Here is an 18,120-nt window from a genome sequence, read left to right on the forward strand (position 1 = left end):
GCAACCCCAATAACCTGTGGGAGCGGGCTTGCCCGCGAAGGGGCCAGTGGCTCCAACAAACCTTTCAGCCTTGAATGCAAAACGCCAACCCGAAGGTTGGCGTTCTGTTCAGCTCAAGCGAGGTTTAGCGCGGCACGACCGGCTTGCGGGTCGGCTTTGGCCCCTTGCCCTTGGCCGCGTCCTTGCGTTCCTTGGCCGCCTGCTGGTTGCGGGCGAACGCCGCGGCCTTGGCCTGTTCGCGCTTGTCCCACGGGTTGCCGCCATCGCTGGCACGTGGTGGCAGGCCGGTGTGCTGGGTCAGGATCTTGGTGGTCTTTTCCCCTGCAACCTTGTGGCTGCCGGCCGGCGTCGAGTTCTTGCGCCGGGCGCTCTGGTAGCTGTCGGTCGACGGCTGGTGCAAAGGAATCAACTGGTTCTTGCCCGGCCCGATCAGGTCGGCGCGACCCATGCGGGTCAGTGCCTCACGCAGCATCGGCCAGCCTTTCGGGTCGTGATAACGCAAGAACGCCTTGTGCAGACGACGCTGCTCTTCGCTCTTGACGATGGTTACCGCGTCACTCTTGTAGGTGACCTTGCGCAGCGGGTTCTTGCCCGAGTGGTACATCGCGGTGGCGGTGGCCATCGGCGACGGGTAGAACGCCTGCACCTGGTCGGCACGGAAGCCGTTGCCCTTGAGCCACAGGGCAAGGTTCATCATGTCTTCATCGGTGGTGCCCGGGTGGGCCGCGATGAAGTACGGAATCAGGTACTGCTCCTTGCCCGCTTCCTTGGAGTACTTCTCGAACATGCGCTTGAACTTGTCATAGCTGCCGATGCCCGGTTTCATCATCTGGTTGAGCGGACCTTCCTCGGTGTGTTCCGGGGCGATCTTCAGGTAGCCACCGACGTGGTGGGTCACCAGTTCCTTGACGTACTCCGGCGACTCGACCGCGAGGTCGTAACGCAGGCCGGAAGCGATCAGGATTTTCTTCACACCCGGCAACTCACGGGCACTGCGGTACAGCTGGATCAGCGCCGAGTGGTCGGTGTTCAGGTTCGGGCAGATACCTGGGAACACGCACGATGGCTTGCGGCACGCGGATTCGATTTCCGGGCTCTTGCAGGCGATGCGGTACATGTTCGCGGTGGGGCCGCCGAGGTCGGAGATCACGCCGGTAAAACCCGGGACTTTGTCACGAATTTCTTCGATTTCGCGAATGATCGATTCGTGGGAACGGTTCTGGATGATCCGGCCTTCGTGCTCGGTGATCGAGCAGAAGGTGCAGCCGCCGAAGCAGCCACGCATGATGTTCACCGAGAAACGGATCATGTCGTAGGCCGGGATCTTCTCCTTGCCGTACGCCGGGTGCGGAATGCGCGCATAAGGCATGCCGAACACGTAGTCCATTTCTTCGGTGGTCATCGGAATCGGTGGCGGGTTGAACCAGACGTCGACTTCGCCATGCTTCTGTACCAGTGCACGGGCGTTGCCCGGGTTAGTTTCCAGGTGCAACACGCGGTTGGCGTGGGCGTAGAGCACCGCGTCGTTACGGACCTTTTCCACCGACGGCAGACGAATCACGGTCTTGTCACGGGTCATGCGCGGGCTGGCCAGGATCTGCACGACCTTGGCTTCCTGCGGATCCTCGACCGAACCTTTTTCCTGCTCGATGGCGCAGGCCTGGGTGTCCTGGGTGTTCACGTACGGGTTGATGATCTTGTCGATCTTGCCCGGACGGTCGATACGCGTGGAGTCCACTTCGTACCAGCCCTGCGGCGTGTCGCGACGGATGAACGCGGTGCCGCGCACATCGGTGATGTCTTCGATCTTGTGGCCGTAGGACAGGCGCTGGGCGACTTCGACAATCGCACGCTCAGCGTTGCCGTAAAGCAGGATATCGGCGCTGGCGTCGATCAGGATCGAGTTACGCACACGGTCCTGCCAGTAGTCGTAGTGGGCGATGCGGCGCAGGGACGCTTCGATGCCGCCGAGCACGATCGGCACGTGCTTGTAGGCTTCCTTGCAGCGCTGGCTGTAGACCAGGCTGGCGCGGTCCGGACGCTTGCCGGCCAGGCCACCTGGCGTGTAGGCATCGTCGGAACGGATTTTCTTGTCGGCGGTGTAGCGGTTGATCATCGAGTCCATGTTGCCGGCCGCGACACCGAAGAACAGGTTCGGCTCGCCGAGCTTCATGAAGTCGTCTTTGGACTGCCAGTTCGGTTGGGCGATGATCCCGACGCGGAAACCCTGGGACTCCAGCAGCCGGCCGATGATTGCCATGCCGAACGACGGGTGATCGACGTAGGCATCACCGGTGACGATGATGATGTCGCAGGAATCCCAGCCGAGCTGATCCATCTCCTCCCTGCTCATGGGCAGGAACGGCGCTGGCCCGAAACATTCGGCCCAGTACTTGGGATAGTCAAATAACGGCTTGGCTGCTTGCATGTCGATAACCGGTGTTGGCTTTCATTGAATTTCGCGGGCGCGGAATATAGCACAAATTTTGACCAATTCCGACGGCTGTGGTCGGAAATTGCGGTGACCCCATCGCGAGCAAGCTCGCTCCCACAGGTTCAATGTGATCCCTGTGGGAGCGAGCTTGCTCGCGATGAGGACCGATCAGTCGCTACAAATTACTCGTCATCATCAAAATTGTAGCTACCCGGCGCCAGGTTCTCGAAGCGGGTGTACTTACCGATGAAGGCCAGGCGAATAAAGCCGATCGGCCCGTTCCGCTGCTTGCCGATGATGATTTCGGCAATGCCCTTGTGCTCGGTCTCGGGGTGATACACCTCGTCGCGATACACGAACATGATCACGTCGGCGTCTTGCTCGATCGCTCCGGATTCCCGCAAGTCGGAGTTCACCGGGCGCTTGTTCGGGCGCTGTTCCAGGGAACGGTTGAGCTGGGAAAGTGCCACCACCGGGCAGTTGAATTCCTTGGCCAGGGCTTTCAGGGATCGGGAGATCTCGGAAATCTCGTTGGTCCGGTTGTCACCGCTGGAACCCGGGATCTGCATCAGTTGCAGGTAGTCGATCATGATCAGGCCGACTTCGCCGTGTTCACGCACCAGACGGCGGGTCCGCGCGCGCATTTCCGACGGGCTGATGCCGGCGGTATCGTCGATGAACAGCTTGCGGTCGTTGAGCAGGTTGACCGCCGAGGTCAGGCGCGGCCAGTCGTCGTCTTCAAGCTGACCGGAACGGACCTTGGTCTGGTCGATACGGCCAAGGGAGGACAGCATACGCATGATCAGCGATTCGCCTGGCATCTCGAGGGAGTAAACCAGGACGGCCTTCTCGCTGCGCAACACGGCGTTTTCCACCAGGTTCATCGCAAAGGTGGTTTTACCCATCGATGGACGGCCGGCGACGATGATCAGGTCGGACGGTTGCAGGCCGCTGGTTTTCTCGTCGAGGTCGGTGTAACCCGTGGACAGGCCGGTAATGGCGTTGTCAGTGTTGAACAAGGTGTCGATGCGGTCGATGGCCTTGGTCAGCAGGTCGTTGACGCCCACCGGGCCACCGGTTTTTGGCCGGGCCTCGGCGATCTGGAAGATCTGCCGTTCGGCTTCGTCAAGAATCTCGGCGGCGGTGCGACCTTCAGGGTTGAACGCACTGTCGGCGATTTCGGTACTGATACCAATCAGCTGGCGCAACGTCGCCCGCTCGCGAACGATCTGCGCATAGGCCTTGATGTTGGCGACGGACGGGGTGTTTTTCGCCAGTTCGCCCAAGTAACCGAGCCCGCCGACCTGAGAAGTCTGACCTTCCTTGTCCAGTTGCTCGGACAGGGTCACGACGTCGATCGGCATGTTCTGATCGGCCAGCTTGGCGATCGCACGGAAAATCAGGCGGTGGTCATGTCGATAGAAATCGCCGTCGGAGACTTGATCGAGCACACGCTCCCAGGCGTTGTTGTCCAGCATCAGACCACCGAGTACAGCCTGTTCGGCTTCGATGGAATGCGGCGGCACTTTCAGCGCGGCGGTTTGCAGATCGTATTGCTCAGGAGCGGAGATATCGTTCATGGCCACTTGAAATTGGAGGAATCAGAAAGACAAAGGGCACGACCTGTAAACAGGATCGTGCCCGATGTTACCGGCAAGCACCCGAGGGTGCCAGCCGACAAGTGCTGCTTAAGCTGCTACCACGACAACGCGTACGGTGGCTTCAACTTCGGCGTGCAGGTGCACGGCTACGTCGAATTCGCCTACGTTGCGGATGGTGCCGTTCGGCAGACGAACTTCGCTCTTCTGCACTTCAACGCCGGAGGCGGTCAGTGCGTCAGCGATGTCGTGAGTACCGATCGAACCGAACAGCTTGCCTTCGTCGCCAGCGGTGGCAGTGATGGTCACTTCCAGCTCGGCCAGTTGGGCAGCGCGGCTTTCAGCCGATGCTTTGCGATCTGCTGCAGCTTTTTCCAGCTCAGCGCGACGCTCTTCGAACGCAGCCAGGTTGGCTGGGGTCGCAGCGGTAGCTTTGCCGTAAGGCAGCAGGTAGTTACGACCGTAACCAGCCTTAACGTTCACTTTGTCACCCAGGTTGCCCAGGTTGGTGACTTTTTCCAGAAGGATCAGTTGCATGTGAAAATCCTCTTAACTTTTAACCTTCACCGTTCGCGTTATCGGCATCTTTCGGTGCCGAACGACCGCGAAAATCAATCAGGCTGTCGACGATGGCCAGGACCACCAGCAACGGATAGATCAGCTGCATGAACAGCAACAGCGTCACGTACAACCCCACCAGCCAGAACCTGGCCAGTCGCTTCTGCGCCACCAGCCCATGAATCAGGGCCAGCCCGGCGAACACCAGCGGTACGCTGCACAACGGCGTCAACATGGCCATCTGTGAACCGAGATTCGGCCCCAGAAGCATGCACGCCAGCAGCAACATCGCTGGCAACAGCGGGATGCGGATGGCGCGAAACTCGCGACCAAAACCGCCCGGGTTGTACAACAACGCCTGCCAGTAACGCCCGACAAGCAGGCTCAGCAAGCTGACGATTTGCAACAACGCCGCAATCAGGCCGGTCAGGACCGGTGCAATCAGGGACGCGAAACGCGCTTGTTCGTCTACCGACAACTTCTGGTAGACATCGCCGAGGAGCGACGGCATGACTTTGATCAAAGCCTGCGCCAGCATCTCGATCTGGGGAGCAAAAGCTGTCCCCAACACCACTGAAAACACCACTCCCATCGCTATGCTGACCAGCAGCACGCGGTTCCAGGACTCGCTTGCGCGCAAAACCAACGCAAGGCTCGCAGACCCCAGCAGCACCAGAAGTGCCCGTGGGTCGTCGGAGTAAAGCCACCAGGCCAATGCCGGCAGCAGTCCCAGAGCAAGAACGCCCAAGGCGTCCCTCAATCCGCGCCGCAGGAGCACAAGGCATCCGGCGGCAGCACCCAACCAATACAACAACGGCAATGCCGCGCATCCAGCCACTACCAGAGTGGCCTGCATACGGCCGCGCATGATGAACTCAGCTATGGCCCGCATGCATTCAATCCTTTGCTACGTGTCGACTGCCCGGTCTCAGCGGCCGTGGCTGTCGGTGTAGGCCAGCAGGGCCAGGAAGCGGGCGCGCTTGATAGCGGTGGCCAGCTGACGCTGATAACGAGCTTTGGTACCGGTGATGCGGCTTGGAACGATTTTGCCGGTCTCGGATACGTAGGCTTTCAGAGTGTTGAGATCTTTGTAATCGATCTCTTTCACGTCTTCAGCGGTGAAGCGGCAGAATTTACGACGACGGAAGAAACGTGCCATGTAATTGGCTCCTTAAAAGGTCCGTGGATTACTCGTCAGCGTTATCGCTGTTGTCGCTGTCATCACTATCAGCGCTTTCAGCGCCTTCGTGCTCAGGACGGTCGCGACGCTCACGGCGCTCACTGCGGTTTTCTTCAGCCTTGAGCATCTCGGACTGGCCGGTAACGGCTTCGTCGCGACGGATGACCAGGTTACGGATCACTGCATCGTTGTAGCGGAAGTTGTCTTCCAGCTCGGCCAGGGCCTTGCCAGTGCACTCAACGTTCAGCATCACGTAGTGAGCCTTGTGAACATTGTTGATTGCGTAGGCCAGTTGACGACGGCCCCAATCTTCCAGACGGTGGATTTTGCCGCCGTCTTCTTCGATCAGCTTGGTGTAACGCTCAACCATGCCGCCGACTTGCTCGCTTTGATCCGGGTGGACCAAAAAGATGATTTCGTAATGACGCATGAATGCTCCTTACGGGTTGTAGCCTGCCGCTCAAAAGCGGTCAGACAAGGAGTGAATGACACTTATGGACTTGCGGACGCTAGACACGTTGGTGCCTGCCATCGCAGCAAGGGGCGCAATTGTAGAGAAGGGGCGAGGGAGGTGCAAGGTAATTGGTGATTATTTGAACAATCACCTCAACCACATGCCGAACACCTGTAGGAGCTGCCGAAGGCTGCGATCTTTTGACTTTGATTTTCAAGATCAAAAGATCGCAGCCTTCGGCAGCTCCTACGGGGGCCTGCGTGGATCAGGATTTCTTGGCAGCAGCCTTGGCTTTGACACTGCGCTGGCGCTGCGCCTCGAACAGACAAACGCCGGTCGCCACGGAAACGTTGAGGCTGCTGACGCTGCCGGCCATCGGCAGGTTCACCAGGTAGTCGCAATGCTCGCGGGTCAGGCGACGCATGCCCTTGCCTTCAGCGCCCATGATCAGGATGGTCGGGCCGGTCAGATCCTGATCATACAGGCTGACCTCAGCTTCACCGGCCGTACCGACAACCCACAAGCCGCGCTGCTGGAGTTTTTCCAGAGTGCGCGCCAGGTTGGTCACGGCAACCAGCGGAATCACTTCCGCCGCGCCGCAGGCGATTTTTCGTACAACCGGAGTCAGGGTCGCCGACTTGTCCTTCGGCACGATCACCGCCAGCGCACCCGCCGCATCGGCGGAACGCAGGCAGGCGCCGAGGTTGTGCGGATCGGTCACGCCGTCGAGCACCAGCAACAACGGCGCGCCGTCGGTGCGATCGAGCAACTCGTCGAGCATCGCCTCGCCCCAGACCTGGCTCGGACTCACGTCCGCGACCACACCTTGGTGCACGCCTTCAACCCAGGCGTCCATTTCACGGCGCTCGGCCTGGCCGACCTGGACCCGGTTTTCGTTGGCCAGTTCGATCAGCGTCTGGACCCGAGGGTCATTGCGACCTTCGGCCAACCAGATCTGCTTCACGCGTTTCGGGTGGTGACGCAACAACGCTTCTACAGCATGTACGCCGTAGATCTTTTCCAACTGACTCATGGCTTGGCCTTAGGTTTACGCGCCCCGCCACTCTTGGCTGGAGCCGAGCCCGCTTTTGGCGGACCTTTACGATGTTTGCTCGGTTTGGCTGGCTTGCCGCCGACGGCCTTGTCAGGCGTCGACCGACTGGTCTTTCCCCCAGACGCCGCTTTACCGCCGCTTTTCGCACCGGCCAGCAACGCCTGCTTCATTTCACGGCTTTTGCGCACTTCGGCGTTTTTCGCCGCCGCATCGCTCGGACGATAGGCTTCTACAGCCTTTTCCTTGGCAGGACGACGACCGGTTTTTGCCGGGGCCGGTTCTGCTTCGACTTTCGCTGCGGGTGCGGTGCTTTCGGTGCCACGCTTCTTGCGGCCGATCGGCGCGCTAATGGTTTTCTCGGCCATCTCGAAGTCGATCTTGCGTTCGTCGAGGTCGACGCGCATGACCCGCACTTCCACGGTATCGCCCAGGCGGAAGCTGCGACCGGTACGCTCACCGGCCAGGCGGTGGTGCACAGGATCGAAGTGGTAGTAATCGCCCGGCAGCGCGGTGACGTGCACCAGGCCTTCGACATAAATGTCTGTAAGCTCGACGAACAGACCAAAACCGGTCACGGCGGTGATCACACCCGGGAACGATTCGCCCACGCGGTCTTTCATGAACTCGCACTTGAGCCAGTTCACTACGTCGCGGGTCGCTTCGTCGGCACGGCGCTCGCTCATCGAGCACTGCTCGCCGAGTTGCTCCAGGGCCGCTTCGTCGTACGGATAGATGCGCGCTTTCGGAATGGTCATCGCACCGGCACGGCGAACGTGCGGGGTGTTCTGCTTCGAATGGATCACGCTGCGAATCGCCCGGTGCGTGAGCAAGTCCGGGTAGCGACGGATCGGCGAAGTGAAGTGGGTGTACGCCTCGTAATTCAGGCCGAAGTGGCCCTGGTTATCGGCGCTGTACACCGCCTGGCTCAACGAACGCAGCATGACGGTCTGGATCAGGTGGAAATCCGGACGATCCTTGATACCGGCCAGCAATGCCTGGTAATCCTTCGGCGACGGACCGTCCTTGCCTTTGTGCAGGGACAGGCCGAGCTCGCCGAGGAAGGCGCGCAGCTTTTCCAGACGCTCCGGTGGCGGACCATCGTGGACACGATACAGCGCCGGGATTTCGTGCTTTTTAAGGAACTCGGCGGTGGCCACGTTGGCCGCCAGCATGCATTCCTCGATCAGCTTGTGCGCATCGTTGCGCACGGTCGGACGGATTTCGGCGATCTTGCGCTCGGAACCGAAGATGATCCGGGTTTCCTGGGTTTCGAAATCGATCGCGCCACGTACGTGACGGGCCGCCAGCAACACCTTGTACAGCGAGTACAGTTGCTTGAGGTGCGGCACAACGTCGGTGTACTCACCGCGCAGCTTGCGCCCTTCGGTGGCTTTCGGCGTTTCCAGCATGGCGCTGACCTTGTTGTAGGTCAGACGGGCATGGGAGTGGATCACTGCTTCGTAGAAGCAGTAGTCGGTCATTTCGCCGGATTTGGAGATGGTCATCTCGCAAACCATGGCCAGACGATCGACTTGCGGGTTCAGCGAGCACAAACCGTTGGACAGCTGCTCAGGCAGCATCGGGATCACGCGCTCGGGGAAATACACCGAGTTGCCGCGAACCTGCGCTTCGGCATCCAGCGCCGAACCGAGCTTCACGTAACTGGATACGTCGGCAATCGCCACGTACAGCTTCCAGCCACCCGAGAACAGGCGCAGCTTGCCCGGACGGGCTTCGCAATAGACCGCATCATCGAAGTCGCGGGCATCTTCGCCGTCGATGGTGACGAACGGCAGATGGCGCAGGTCGATGCGCTTCTCTTTGTCTTTCTCTTCGACTTCCGGCTTGAGCTTGCCGGCTTCCTTGAGCACGGCGTCAGGCCAGACGTGAGGAATGTCGTAGGTGCGCAGGGCGACATCGATCTCCATGCCCGGCGCCATGTAGTTGCCCACGACTTCAACCACATCGCCTTGCGGCTGAAAGCGTGGCGTCGGCCAGTGAGTGATCTTCACTTCGACGAACTGACCGATCTGCGCGTTGGCGTTACGACCTGGCGTCACCAGCACTTCCTGCTGGATCTTCGGATTGTCGGCAACCACGAAGCCGATGCCGCCCTCTTCGAAGTAGCGGCCGACGATGGTTTCGTGAGCGCGGGACACCACTTCGACGATCATGCCTTCGCGGCGACCGCGACGGTCCAGGCCAGATACACGGGCCAGGGCACGGTCACCATCGAACACCAGACGCATCTGCGCCGGGCTCATGAACAGGTCATCGCTGCCGTCGTCCGGCACCAGGAAGCCGAAGCCGTCGCGGTGACCGCTGATGCGACCCAGGATCAGATCAAGCTTGTCCACCGGCGCATAAGTGCCGCGACGGGTATAGATGAGTTGAGCGTCGCGCTCCATGGCGCGCAGACGGCGGCGCAGGGCTTCGATCTGGTCTTCTGTGGTCAGACCAAACTCTTCGACCAGTTGCTCGCGGTTAGCAGGCGAACCTCGATCAGCAAGATGCTGAAGGATCAATTCGCGGCTAGGAATAGGGTTTTCATATTTTTCCGCTTCACGAGCGGCCTCGGGATCGAGGGACTGCCAATCGGCCATTAGAGAGTTTTCACCTTGTCTATATGCGGGTTAGTTTGGCATAGGCGTAATGAAACGGGAAATTTCAGGCTAAGACGACCCATCTAAAGCCCTGTATCGACACCGCAAAGCAGTTTTGTAGACCACTGGCGAAATTTTCCAGGTTTTTTTGACCTCGGGGGTTTACAGTTAAAAAGACGCTCCGTATAGTGCGCGCCATCGACGACGGACAACGTTGCCGATACTGCCCAGATGGTGAAATTGGTAGACACGCCAGCTTCAGGTGCTGGTGACCGCAAGGTCGTGGAAGTTCGAGTCTTCTTCTGGGCACCAATTTCGAGCTTGAGATTAGTTCAATTTCAAGGCTCACACAAAAACCCGCGAAAGCGGGTTTTTGCATTTTTGACCACTGGTTTATTATTTTTAGAATCAGGGGTTTACAGATCAAAATGCTCTCCGTATAGTGCGCCACATCAACAGCGGCAACGCTGAAGATGAATGCCCAGATGGTGAAATTGGTAGACACGCCAGCTTCAGGTGCTGGTGACCGCAAGGTCGTGGAAGTTCGAGTCTTCTTCTGGGCACCAATTCAAATCCAAGGTCAAGACCTTGGATTTCACAGAAACCCGCGAAAGCGGGTTTTTGCGTTTCTGGCATTTGAAAACCACACACGCCCCCTGTAGGAGCTCACCTCACAAAGCGCATTTGAGAAGCAATATCGTTTATCATTGTTACAAGTTTTTGCAATGTGACAGTGAGGAACCCTGCGAATGATGTTTCGAAATACCCTGCGCCGCGGCCTGATCACCACCCTCCTCGGCCTGGCACTCGCCACTCCCCTCACCCAAGCCGCCGACCCGGTTGCCCTGACCCTCTACAACGGCCAGCACAAAGAAGTCGGCGACGCAGTCGCCAAAGCCTTCGAAGCCAAGACCGGGATCCACGTCAATGTGCGCAAAGGCAGTAGCAACCAGCTCGCCAGCCAGATCGTCGAAGAAGGCGATCGCTCCCCCGCCGACGTGATCTACACCGAAGAATCGCCGCCACTGAACAAACTCGGCGAACAAGGCCTGCTGGCCAAGACGGATGACGCCACGCTGGCCGTTCTGCCAAAGGAATACGTCGCTGGCAACGGCACCTGGATTGGCGTGACCGCCCGGGTGCGCGTCGTTGCGTTCAACCCCAAGCTGATCGATGAAAAAGACCTGCCGACCTCGGTGATGGAGTTCTCCGATCCGAAATGGCAAGGCAAGGTCGGTTTCGTTCCTACCAGCGGCGCTTTCCAGGAACAAGCGGTGGCGATCATCAAGGTCCACGGCATGGACGCAGCCGAAGAGTGGCTGACTGGTCTGCGCGCATTCGGCAAGACCTACAGCAACAACATGGTTGCATTGAAAGCGGTGGAAAATGGCGAAGTCGCCACCGTGCTGGTGAACAATTACTACTGGTTCGCCCTGCAGCGTGAAAAAGGCCAGCTCGATTCGAAGCTGCATTACTTCACTGGCGGCGATGTCGGTGGGCTGATCACCGTTTCCAGCGCTGCCGTCCTGAAATCCAGCAAACATCCAAAAGAAGCCCAGCAATTGCTCGCCTACATGGCCAGTGAAGAAGGCCAGCGCGTGATCACCCAGACCACCGCCGAATACCCGCTGCACAAAGGCATGGAATCAGATCGCGGGCTCAAGCCATTCAGCGAACTGGAAGCACCAAAAGTCACGCCTGCCGACCTCGGCAACGCCGAAGAAGCGCTGGACCTGGAACGCGATGTTGGCCTGAATTGATGGGTGCCTCACTGTCCGCGCATCACGCCTGCGCACCACGGCGCAAGCGGCCGTCTATCTGGCTGATATTGCCTGTGTTGCTGCTGGTGGCGCTCAGTCTCCTGCCTCTGCTGTATGTCGGCCTGAAAGCCTGGCAGGCGGGCTGGGCACAAGCGCTGCATTTGCTTTGGCGACCTTATGTGTTCGGCTTGCTGCGCAACACACTCGCACTGATGATTGGGGTCACCGCTGTTTGCGGGGTAATCGGCCTGTCGCTGGCCTGGTTGCTGGAGCGCAGTAATCTGCCGGGTCGACGATTGTGGGGCGTGATCCTCTGCCTGCCGTTCGCCGTTCCAGCCTTTGTCAGCAGCTTCACCTGGGTTTCCCTCAGCGCTCATTTCGAGGGACTTGGCGGGGCTATCCTGGTAATGAGCCTGTCCAAGTACCCGCTGATTTTCCTGCCCGTGGCGGCAACACTGCGCAACCTTGACCCATCCCTCGAAGAGTCCGCGCGCACGCTGGGGCAGAATCGTTGGGGCGTATTTTTCAAGGTCACCCTGCCCCTGCTCTGGCCTTCGCTGCTGGCGGGTTCGCTGCTGATTGCCCTGCACATGCTGGTGGAGTTCGGCGCCTTGTCGATCATCGGCCTGCAAACCTTCACCACGGCGATCTATCAACAGTTCGAACTCGAGTTCAGCAATGCCAACGCGGCAATGCTCTCCGCCGTACTGCTGATGTTGTGCCTGGCACTGCTGTGGCTGGAGTTGCGCGTGCGCGGCAAGGGTCGACACGTGCGCACCGGCCAGGGTGCGGCGCGACGCGCGGAACAGGTTCAACTGGGCCCATGGGCCATGGCGGGACAGTTTTACTGCCTGCTGCTGGCAATCATTGGCAGCGGGATTCCGCTGGGCATGCTGGCCTATTGGCTTGCGGTGGGATCATCGGCAGCCTTTCCCGCGGCGGCAATTGGCGAAGCATTGCTGTCATCCCTAGCACTGTCGCTGGGTGGCGCGGCGCTGTGCCTGGTGCTGGCGGTTCCAGTCGGCCTGTTGGTCGTGCGCCACAAAGGCCGGCTGGCGATCTGGGCCGAGCGTCTGCCGTATCTGCTGCATGCGCTGCCGGGACTGGTCATTGCCCTGACTCTGGTGTATTTCGCCCTGCACTACGTGCCGATGCTTTACCAGACTTCGGCATTGCTGCTGATCGCCTATGCCCTGCTGTTTCTGCCACTGGCCCAGGCGCCGATCCGCACCGCCCTGAACAAGGCGGCGCCACAACTTGAGGAGGCGGCACGCACATTGGGCGCCTCGTCATTCAGTGCTTTCTGCCGAGTGACACTGCCGATTATTTTCCCGGCGCTGGGGGCGGCTTTTGCCCTGGTGTTCCTGGATGCGATGAAGGAACTGACGGCGACCTTGCTGTTGAGTCCAACCGGACTCAACACGCTGGCGACGGAAGTCTGGGCGCATACCGCGAACGTGGAGTTTGCGGCGGCGGCGCCCTATGCGGCGTTGTTGATAGTGGTGTCGGGGTTGCCGGTCTATCTGCTGACGACCCGGATGTATCTGAGCCGCTGAGACCGCCATCGCGAGCAAGCTCGCTCCCACAGTAGTCCTCTGTCGAACACAAATATGATGTTCACGAAGAGCCAATGTGGGAGCGGGCTTGCTCGCGAAGGGGCCGGCACAGACAATAGATCAAGCCCTGAACTGCCCCAGGCTCGCCTTCAACTGCGCCGCCAGACCATCGAGCACCTTACCGCTCGCCGTGGTCTCCACCACTGCCTGCGCCGCCTTCTCGGCCTGGGCGTGAATGGTCTGGACCCGCCCCCGCACTGCCTGCGCGCCCTGCGCCTGATGCGCCGCCGCCTGGGTGGCCAGACCGATCGCCGCATGGACCTGCTCGACCGATGCCTGCACCGACTGCTGCAACCGCGCACTGTCGCGCAGCACCAGCAAACCCTCATTGGCCTGGCGCCCGGCCTGACCAATCGCCGCCACCGCTTCACGCGCGCCTTGCTGCAACGCGACGATGTGCGCCTGAATATCGCCGGTGGAGCTTTGTGTCTTGCTCGCCAGCGCCCGTACCTCATCGGCCACCACGGCAAACCCGCGCCCGGTCTCGCCGGCACGCGCCGCTTCAATCGCCGCGTTCAGCGCCAGCAGGTTGGTTTGCTCGGCGATACCGTGAATCACTGTCAGCACCACCTCAATCTGCTCACTTTGCTGCGCCAGACGCTCGATCACCTGGGCGCCAGTGTTGACCTGACCCGCCAACGCCTCGATCAGGCTGCCGACTTTCGCCGAGGTCCGGGTGTTTTCGTCAGTCGCCTGACGAATATCCACCACCTGTTTCAGCGCCGCCTGCATGGCGTGGCTTTCCGACTGGGCTTCATCAGCCATTTGCGACAGCGCACGCAAACTCTCCGCCACTTCATCACGCTGCATGCCAGCCGCCGCATCCGCACCGGCGTTGCGCAAAGTCATGGCACCGATTTCCACGCCGGTACGCTGGGCTACATCACCCGCCTCGCGCACGATCGGCTGCAACTTATCCACAAAGCGATTGACCGCCGAGGCCATGTCGCCGATTTCATCCTTGCTGTTGATCTGCACACGCTTGGTCAGATCACCCTCGCCCGCCGCCAGGTCATCCATGGCAACGATCAGCATTTTCAGGCGATTGACCACTCGGCGACCGAGTACCACCGCCAACAACAGCAGGACACCAAAACCCACCACCGCCAGACACACGCCGATGCGCCAGCGCAATGTCGTAGCGGCTTCCTGCACGGTGCTGGTGGTATTGGCCTTCATTTCAGCCGCCGTGGACTGCGCCGACTGCAGGCGCGAGCGCATGGCCGTGGCGCTGTCGGCGGCCGCGCCCTTGAGGCTGTCGCCCACCAGTTGATCGCTGCTGGCGATCAAGGCCGAGAAGCGCTTGTCGAGGGCCGCCAGGTCAGTCTCCACCGAAGCGGTCGAGACCCCCATCAGGACTTTGCCGATTTCTACGCCGTTAGGATTGATCGGGGCCTCGATGTAGAACACCGAAGGATCGTTCTTCGCCGCATCCAGCACCTTGTCCAGCGCACGCTCGCCCTGGCCTTTTTCCAGCAACGCCTTGTTGATCGGGTTTTCCCGGTTGAGGTAGCGCGTCAGGTGCTGGCCGGTGGCGTCGTCATACACCACGAACAGCACGTTGGGATTGCGCTGGGCGCGGCGAGCGAACTCGGAAAGTGTCGGAACGTCGTTGTCCCACATGGCGCGGGGCGCGACGGAAGCCAGAAGCTGCGCCATGTCGCCGGCGGAGTCCTTCAGGTCTTTTTCCAGCGTTGCGCGCAACTGCGCCTGCTCGTCCTTCAGTCGCGAGGACAAACCGGCCGTCAGGCGCTGGCGGGTACTGGTGGAGAGACTGTCGAGGCTCGACGTGACTTCGCGCCCCGCCTGCTCAAGCTCAGCGGAAAGCTTTTGGCTGTCCGCACCCAGGCGCATGCCCAGATCAGCCTCCAGCGCGGTCACCGTGCTCCGGGTCAGAGCGACAGCTACCAGCACCTGCACCAAAAGGGCGATACCAAGGGTAACGAACACGGGCCGCAACAAACGGCTTTGTAACAATGAGAGAACGGCCGACACTTGATATCCCTCTGCAAAAGCGCCATTAAATTGATGGCACGCCAAAAGTGACGTTTTAGGCAAAGCTAATAGCAAAGGTCATGCCGTCCAACAGGCATAAACGACAAAGGCCCCAATTAAGGGGCCTTTGTGTTTTACATCAACAACTTATCAAGCAAACGGATGGCGCAGGACGATGGTTTCGTTGCGGTCCGGGCCCGTCGAAATAATGTCGATCGGCGCGCCGATCAGCTCTTCGACGCGCTTGATGTAAGCACGAGCGTTAGCTGGCAGCTCTTCCAGGGTTTTGGCGCCCACGGTCGATTCGGTCCAGCCCGGCACTTCTTCGTACACAGGCTGCAGGCCCACGTAGCTGTCAGCATCAGTCGGGGCAACGGCCTTGCCTTCTGCATCTTTGTAGCCGACGCAGATGTTGATGGTTTCCAGACCGTCAAGCACGTCCAGCTTGGTCAGGCAGATGCCCGAGATGCTGTTCACATCGATAGCGCGACGCAGGATAACAGCGTCGAACCAGCCACAACGACGAGCACGGCCGGTAGTCGCGCCGAACTCGTGACCTTGTTTAGCCAGGTGCGCGCCGACTTCGTCGAACAGCTCCGTCGGGAATGGACCCGAACCTACACGCGTGGTGTAAGCCTTGGTGATGCCCAGGATGTAGTCCAGGAACATGGGGCCAACACCCGAACCGGTAGCAACGCCGCCAGCGGTGGTATTAGAGCTGGTCACGTACGGGTAGGTGCCATGGTCGATGTCCAGCAACGAACCCTGGGCGCCTTCGAACATGATGTCCTTGCCAGCGCGACGCAGGTCGTGCAACTCGGCAGTCACGTCGAGCATCAGCGGCTTGAGCAGCTCAGCGTATTCTTTGCATTCGGCCAGGGTCTTGTCGAATTCGATGGCTGGCTCTTTGTAGTAACCCACCAGCATGAAGTTGTGGTAATCCACCAGTTCACGCAGCTTGTCTTCAAAGCGCGGCATGTTGAGCAGGTCGCCCACACGCAGGCCACGACGTGCAACCTTGTCTTCGTAGGCCGGGCCGATGCCGCGACCGGTGGTACCGATCTTCAGCTCGCCACGGGCCTTTTCACGAGCCTGGTCCAGCGCTACGTGGAAGGACAGGATCAGCGGGCAGGACGGACTGATACGCAGGCGCTCGCGCACCGGCACACCTTTTTCTTCCAGCTTGGTGATCTCGCGCAGCAGGGCGTCAGGTGCAACCACCACGCCGTTGCCGATCAGGCACTGCACGCCTTCGCGCAGCACGCCCGACGGGATCAGGTGCAAGACGGTCTTCTCGCCGTCGATCACCAGAGTGTGGCCAGCGTTGTGGCCACCTTGGTAACGCACTACGGCGGCAGCATGTTCGGTCAGCAGATCAACGATCTTGCCTTTGCCCTCATCACCCCATTGGGTGCCCAGGACTACGACATTCTTACCCATAACACTTGTCCTCATTCGCGCAAACTTGGTGCCGGCAGCAGCCGGCAGGAAAACTCAAGAAGCCAGTGGCGATACTTGCCAAAGCCCGTTCTGCTGAATCAATTGCCGGTCGCAGTCCGCTTCACGGGCGGCGGCCAAAGGTTGTCCAGGCAAGGCCTGAACGACACGCTGACCCTCACTGCGCAACTGGCAAACCTGCTGCCAGAGTGCCGCATCCGTACTGTCAGGCATCCAGATACCGCCAGACGGTAGCTCGATCTCAGCACGCCCCAGGGTCACCAGGGTTTTCAAATCGGTGGAGAAGCCGGTTGCCGGACGGGCGCGACCGAAGTCGGCGCCGATGTCGTCGTAGCGACCGCCCTGGGCAATGGACTGGCCAACACCCGGCACGAACACGGCGAACACCACACCGGTGTGGTAGTGGTAGCCACGCAGCTCGCCCAAGTCGAAATACAGCGGCAGCTCAGGGAAACGCACGGACAGCCGCTCGGCAATCGCCAGCAAGTCGTCCAGCGCGGCCAGAACAGGTGCCGGCGCCTTGGCCAGACGCTCGCGGGCTGCAGCCAGCACTTCACGACCGCCACACAGGTCGACCAGCGCCCGCAGCATGCCCGACAGATCGGCAGGCAAGCCTTCGGTCAAGGTAATGACCTCGTCGATGGCCTTACGTTGCAAGGCATCGAACAACTGCTGCTCGACTTCACCGGACAAACCGGCGGCACGGGCCAGGCCACGGTAGATACCGACATGGCCGAGGTCCATGTGCACATCCGGCACATCGGCCAGTTGCAGCATGGCCAGCATCAGGCTGATGACTTCGACGTCGCTGCTCGGACTGCCGTCGCCGTACAACTCGGCACCCAGTTGAATCGGGCTGCGCGAGGACGACAAGGCGCGAGGCTGAGCGTGCAGGACACTACCGGCATAGCACAGGCGGCTTGGACCTTCACGACGCAGGGTATGCGCATCGATGCGCGCCACTTGCGGCGTGATGTCGGCACGGAAACCCATCTGACGGCCCGATTGCGGGTCGATGACCTTGAAGGTGCGCAGATCCAGGTCCTGGCCTGCGCCGGTCAGCAGGGATTCCAGGTACTCGATATGGGGAGTCACGACAAACTCGTAACCCCAGCCCTGGAACAGATCCAACACCTGACGACGCGCGACTTCAATGCGCGCAGCTTCCGGTGGCAGTACTTCTTCGATGCCATCTGGCAGAAGCCAGCGGTCTACCGTTGCCATTACGCCTTCCCCTATCTCCGGGCGACCAGCCTGTCGGCGAGCCTTGAGTGAAGCAGAAAATGATCGGCTTGCGCACAAACCACGCGCATGAGCGACGGAGCGAAAAGCCCTTCTACCGGCTTCGCCAACCACTTTCCTCGAAAAACTGTCGAGCCAATCGGCCCGGCATCTGCTTTAAAACAGCAA

General features: G+C 60.2%; 13 protein-coding genes and 2 tRNA genes. 4 read left to right on the forward strand and 11 right to left on the reverse strand.

The genetic code is table 11. The features are described from left to right. Positions 1–124 precede the first annotated feature (124 nt). From ASD95_RS21215 to rnr, 8 genes are all read right to left on the reverse strand, one after another. A complete protein-coding gene (locus ASD95_RS21215) occupies positions 125–2,428 on the reverse strand; it encodes a YgiQ family radical SAM protein (RefSeq protein WP_056725442.1) in 2,304 nt (767 codons plus the stop codon). Positions 2,429–2,616: 188 nt separating this feature from the next. Next, entirely contained in the window at positions 2,617–4,014 is a 1,398-nt protein-coding gene (dnaB, locus tag ASD95_RS21220; RefSeq protein ID WP_056725443.1) for a replicative DNA helicase, read from the reverse strand. A 108-nt stretch (positions 4,015–4,122) separates the two neighbouring features. Next, complete coding sequence (gene rplI / locus ASD95_RS21225) at positions 4,123–4,569, reverse strand: 50S ribosomal protein L9 (protein ID WP_007973276.1); 447 nt, start codon at positions 4,567–4,569, stop codon at positions 4,123–4,125. 19 nt (positions 4,570–4,588) lie between these two features. Beyond that, positions 4,589–5,482, reverse strand: coding sequence for a hypothetical protein (locus ASD95_RS21230; RefSeq protein ID WP_056725445.1), 894 nt, complete (start codon positions 5,480–5,482; stop codon positions 4,589–4,591). A 36-nt stretch (positions 5,483–5,518) separates the two neighbouring features. After that, positions 5,519–5,749, reverse strand: coding sequence for a 30S ribosomal protein S18 (gene rpsR, locus ASD95_RS21235; protein WP_002551829.1), 231 nt, complete (start codon positions 5,747–5,749; stop codon positions 5,519–5,521). 28 nt (positions 5,750–5,777) lie between these two features. Then, positions 5,778–6,200, reverse strand: coding sequence for a 30S ribosomal protein S6 (gene rpsF, locus ASD95_RS21240; RefSeq protein WP_008048087.1), 423 nt, complete (start codon positions 6,198–6,200; stop codon positions 5,778–5,780). 289 nt (positions 6,201–6,489) lie between these two features. Further along, the gene (rlmB, locus tag ASD95_RS21245) at positions 6,490–7,257 is read right to left on the reverse strand and encodes a 23S rRNA (guanosine(2251)-2'-O)-methyltransferase RlmB (RefSeq protein ID WP_007973273.1); all 768 of its coding nucleotides are present in this window, start codon (positions 7,255–7,257) and stop codon (positions 6,490–6,492) included. Next, the gene (gene rnr, locus ASD95_RS21250) at positions 7,254–9,881 is read right to left on the reverse strand and encodes a ribonuclease R (protein WP_056725446.1); all 2,628 of its coding nucleotides are present in this window, start codon (positions 9,879–9,881) and stop codon (positions 7,254–7,256) included. Before rnr ends, rlmB begins: the two co-directional genes overlap by 4 nt. Before the next feature lie 225 nt (positions 9,882–10,106). Between rnr and ASD95_RS21255 the strand changes: the two genes are divergently transcribed. The 4 genes from ASD95_RS21255 (at position 10,107) to ASD95_RS21270 (ending at position 13,197) form a co-directional block, all read left to right on the forward strand. Further along, positions 10,107–10,193: transfer RNA gene (locus ASD95_RS21255), tRNA-Leu, on the forward strand. A 167-nt stretch (positions 10,194–10,360) separates the two neighbouring features. Next, positions 10,361–10,447: transfer RNA gene (locus ASD95_RS21260), tRNA-Leu, on the forward strand. 183 nt (positions 10,448–10,630) lie between these two features. Beyond that, positions 10,631–11,641: an extracellular solute-binding protein gene (locus ASD95_RS21265; RefSeq protein WP_056725448.1), complete on the forward strand. Its 1,011-nt coding sequence runs from the start codon at positions 10,631–10,633 to the stop codon at positions 11,639–11,641. Then, entirely contained in the window at positions 11,641–13,197 is a 1,557-nt protein-coding gene (locus ASD95_RS21270; RefSeq protein WP_056725451.1) for an ABC transporter permease, read from the forward strand. The genes ASD95_RS21265 and ASD95_RS21270 overlap by 1 nt, the downstream gene beginning before the upstream one ends. A gap of 120 nt (positions 13,198–13,317) precedes the next feature. On the opposite strand, the gene ASD95_RS21275 is transcribed toward ASD95_RS21270, so the two are convergent. The 3 genes from ASD95_RS21275 to ASD95_RS21285 form a co-directional block, all read right to left on the reverse strand. Next, positions 13,318–15,252, reverse strand: coding sequence for a methyl-accepting chemotaxis protein (locus ASD95_RS21275; protein WP_056725454.1), 1,935 nt, complete (start codon positions 15,250–15,252; stop codon positions 13,318–13,320). A gap of 150 nt (positions 15,253–15,402) precedes the next feature. Next, positions 15,403–16,692: an adenylosuccinate synthase gene (locus ASD95_RS21280; RefSeq protein WP_046039830.1), complete on the reverse strand. Its 1,290-nt coding sequence runs from the start codon at positions 16,690–16,692 to the stop codon at positions 15,403–15,405. Between the two features lie 54 nt (positions 16,693–16,746). Beyond that, positions 16,747–17,934 carry an ATP phosphoribosyltransferase regulatory subunit gene (locus ASD95_RS21285; protein WP_056725456.1) on the reverse strand — a complete coding sequence of 396 codons (1,188 nt, stop codon included), beginning with the start codon at positions 17,932–17,934 and terminating at the stop codon, positions 16,747–16,749. Between the last annotated feature and the right edge of the window lie 186 nt (positions 17,935–18,120).

Origin of the sequence: Pseudomonas sp. Root71 (assembly GCF_001429045.1) — a bacterium.
Taxonomy (GTDB): domain Bacteria; phylum Pseudomonadota; class Gammaproteobacteria; order Pseudomonadales; family Pseudomonadaceae; genus Aquipseudomonas; species Aquipseudomonas monachiensis.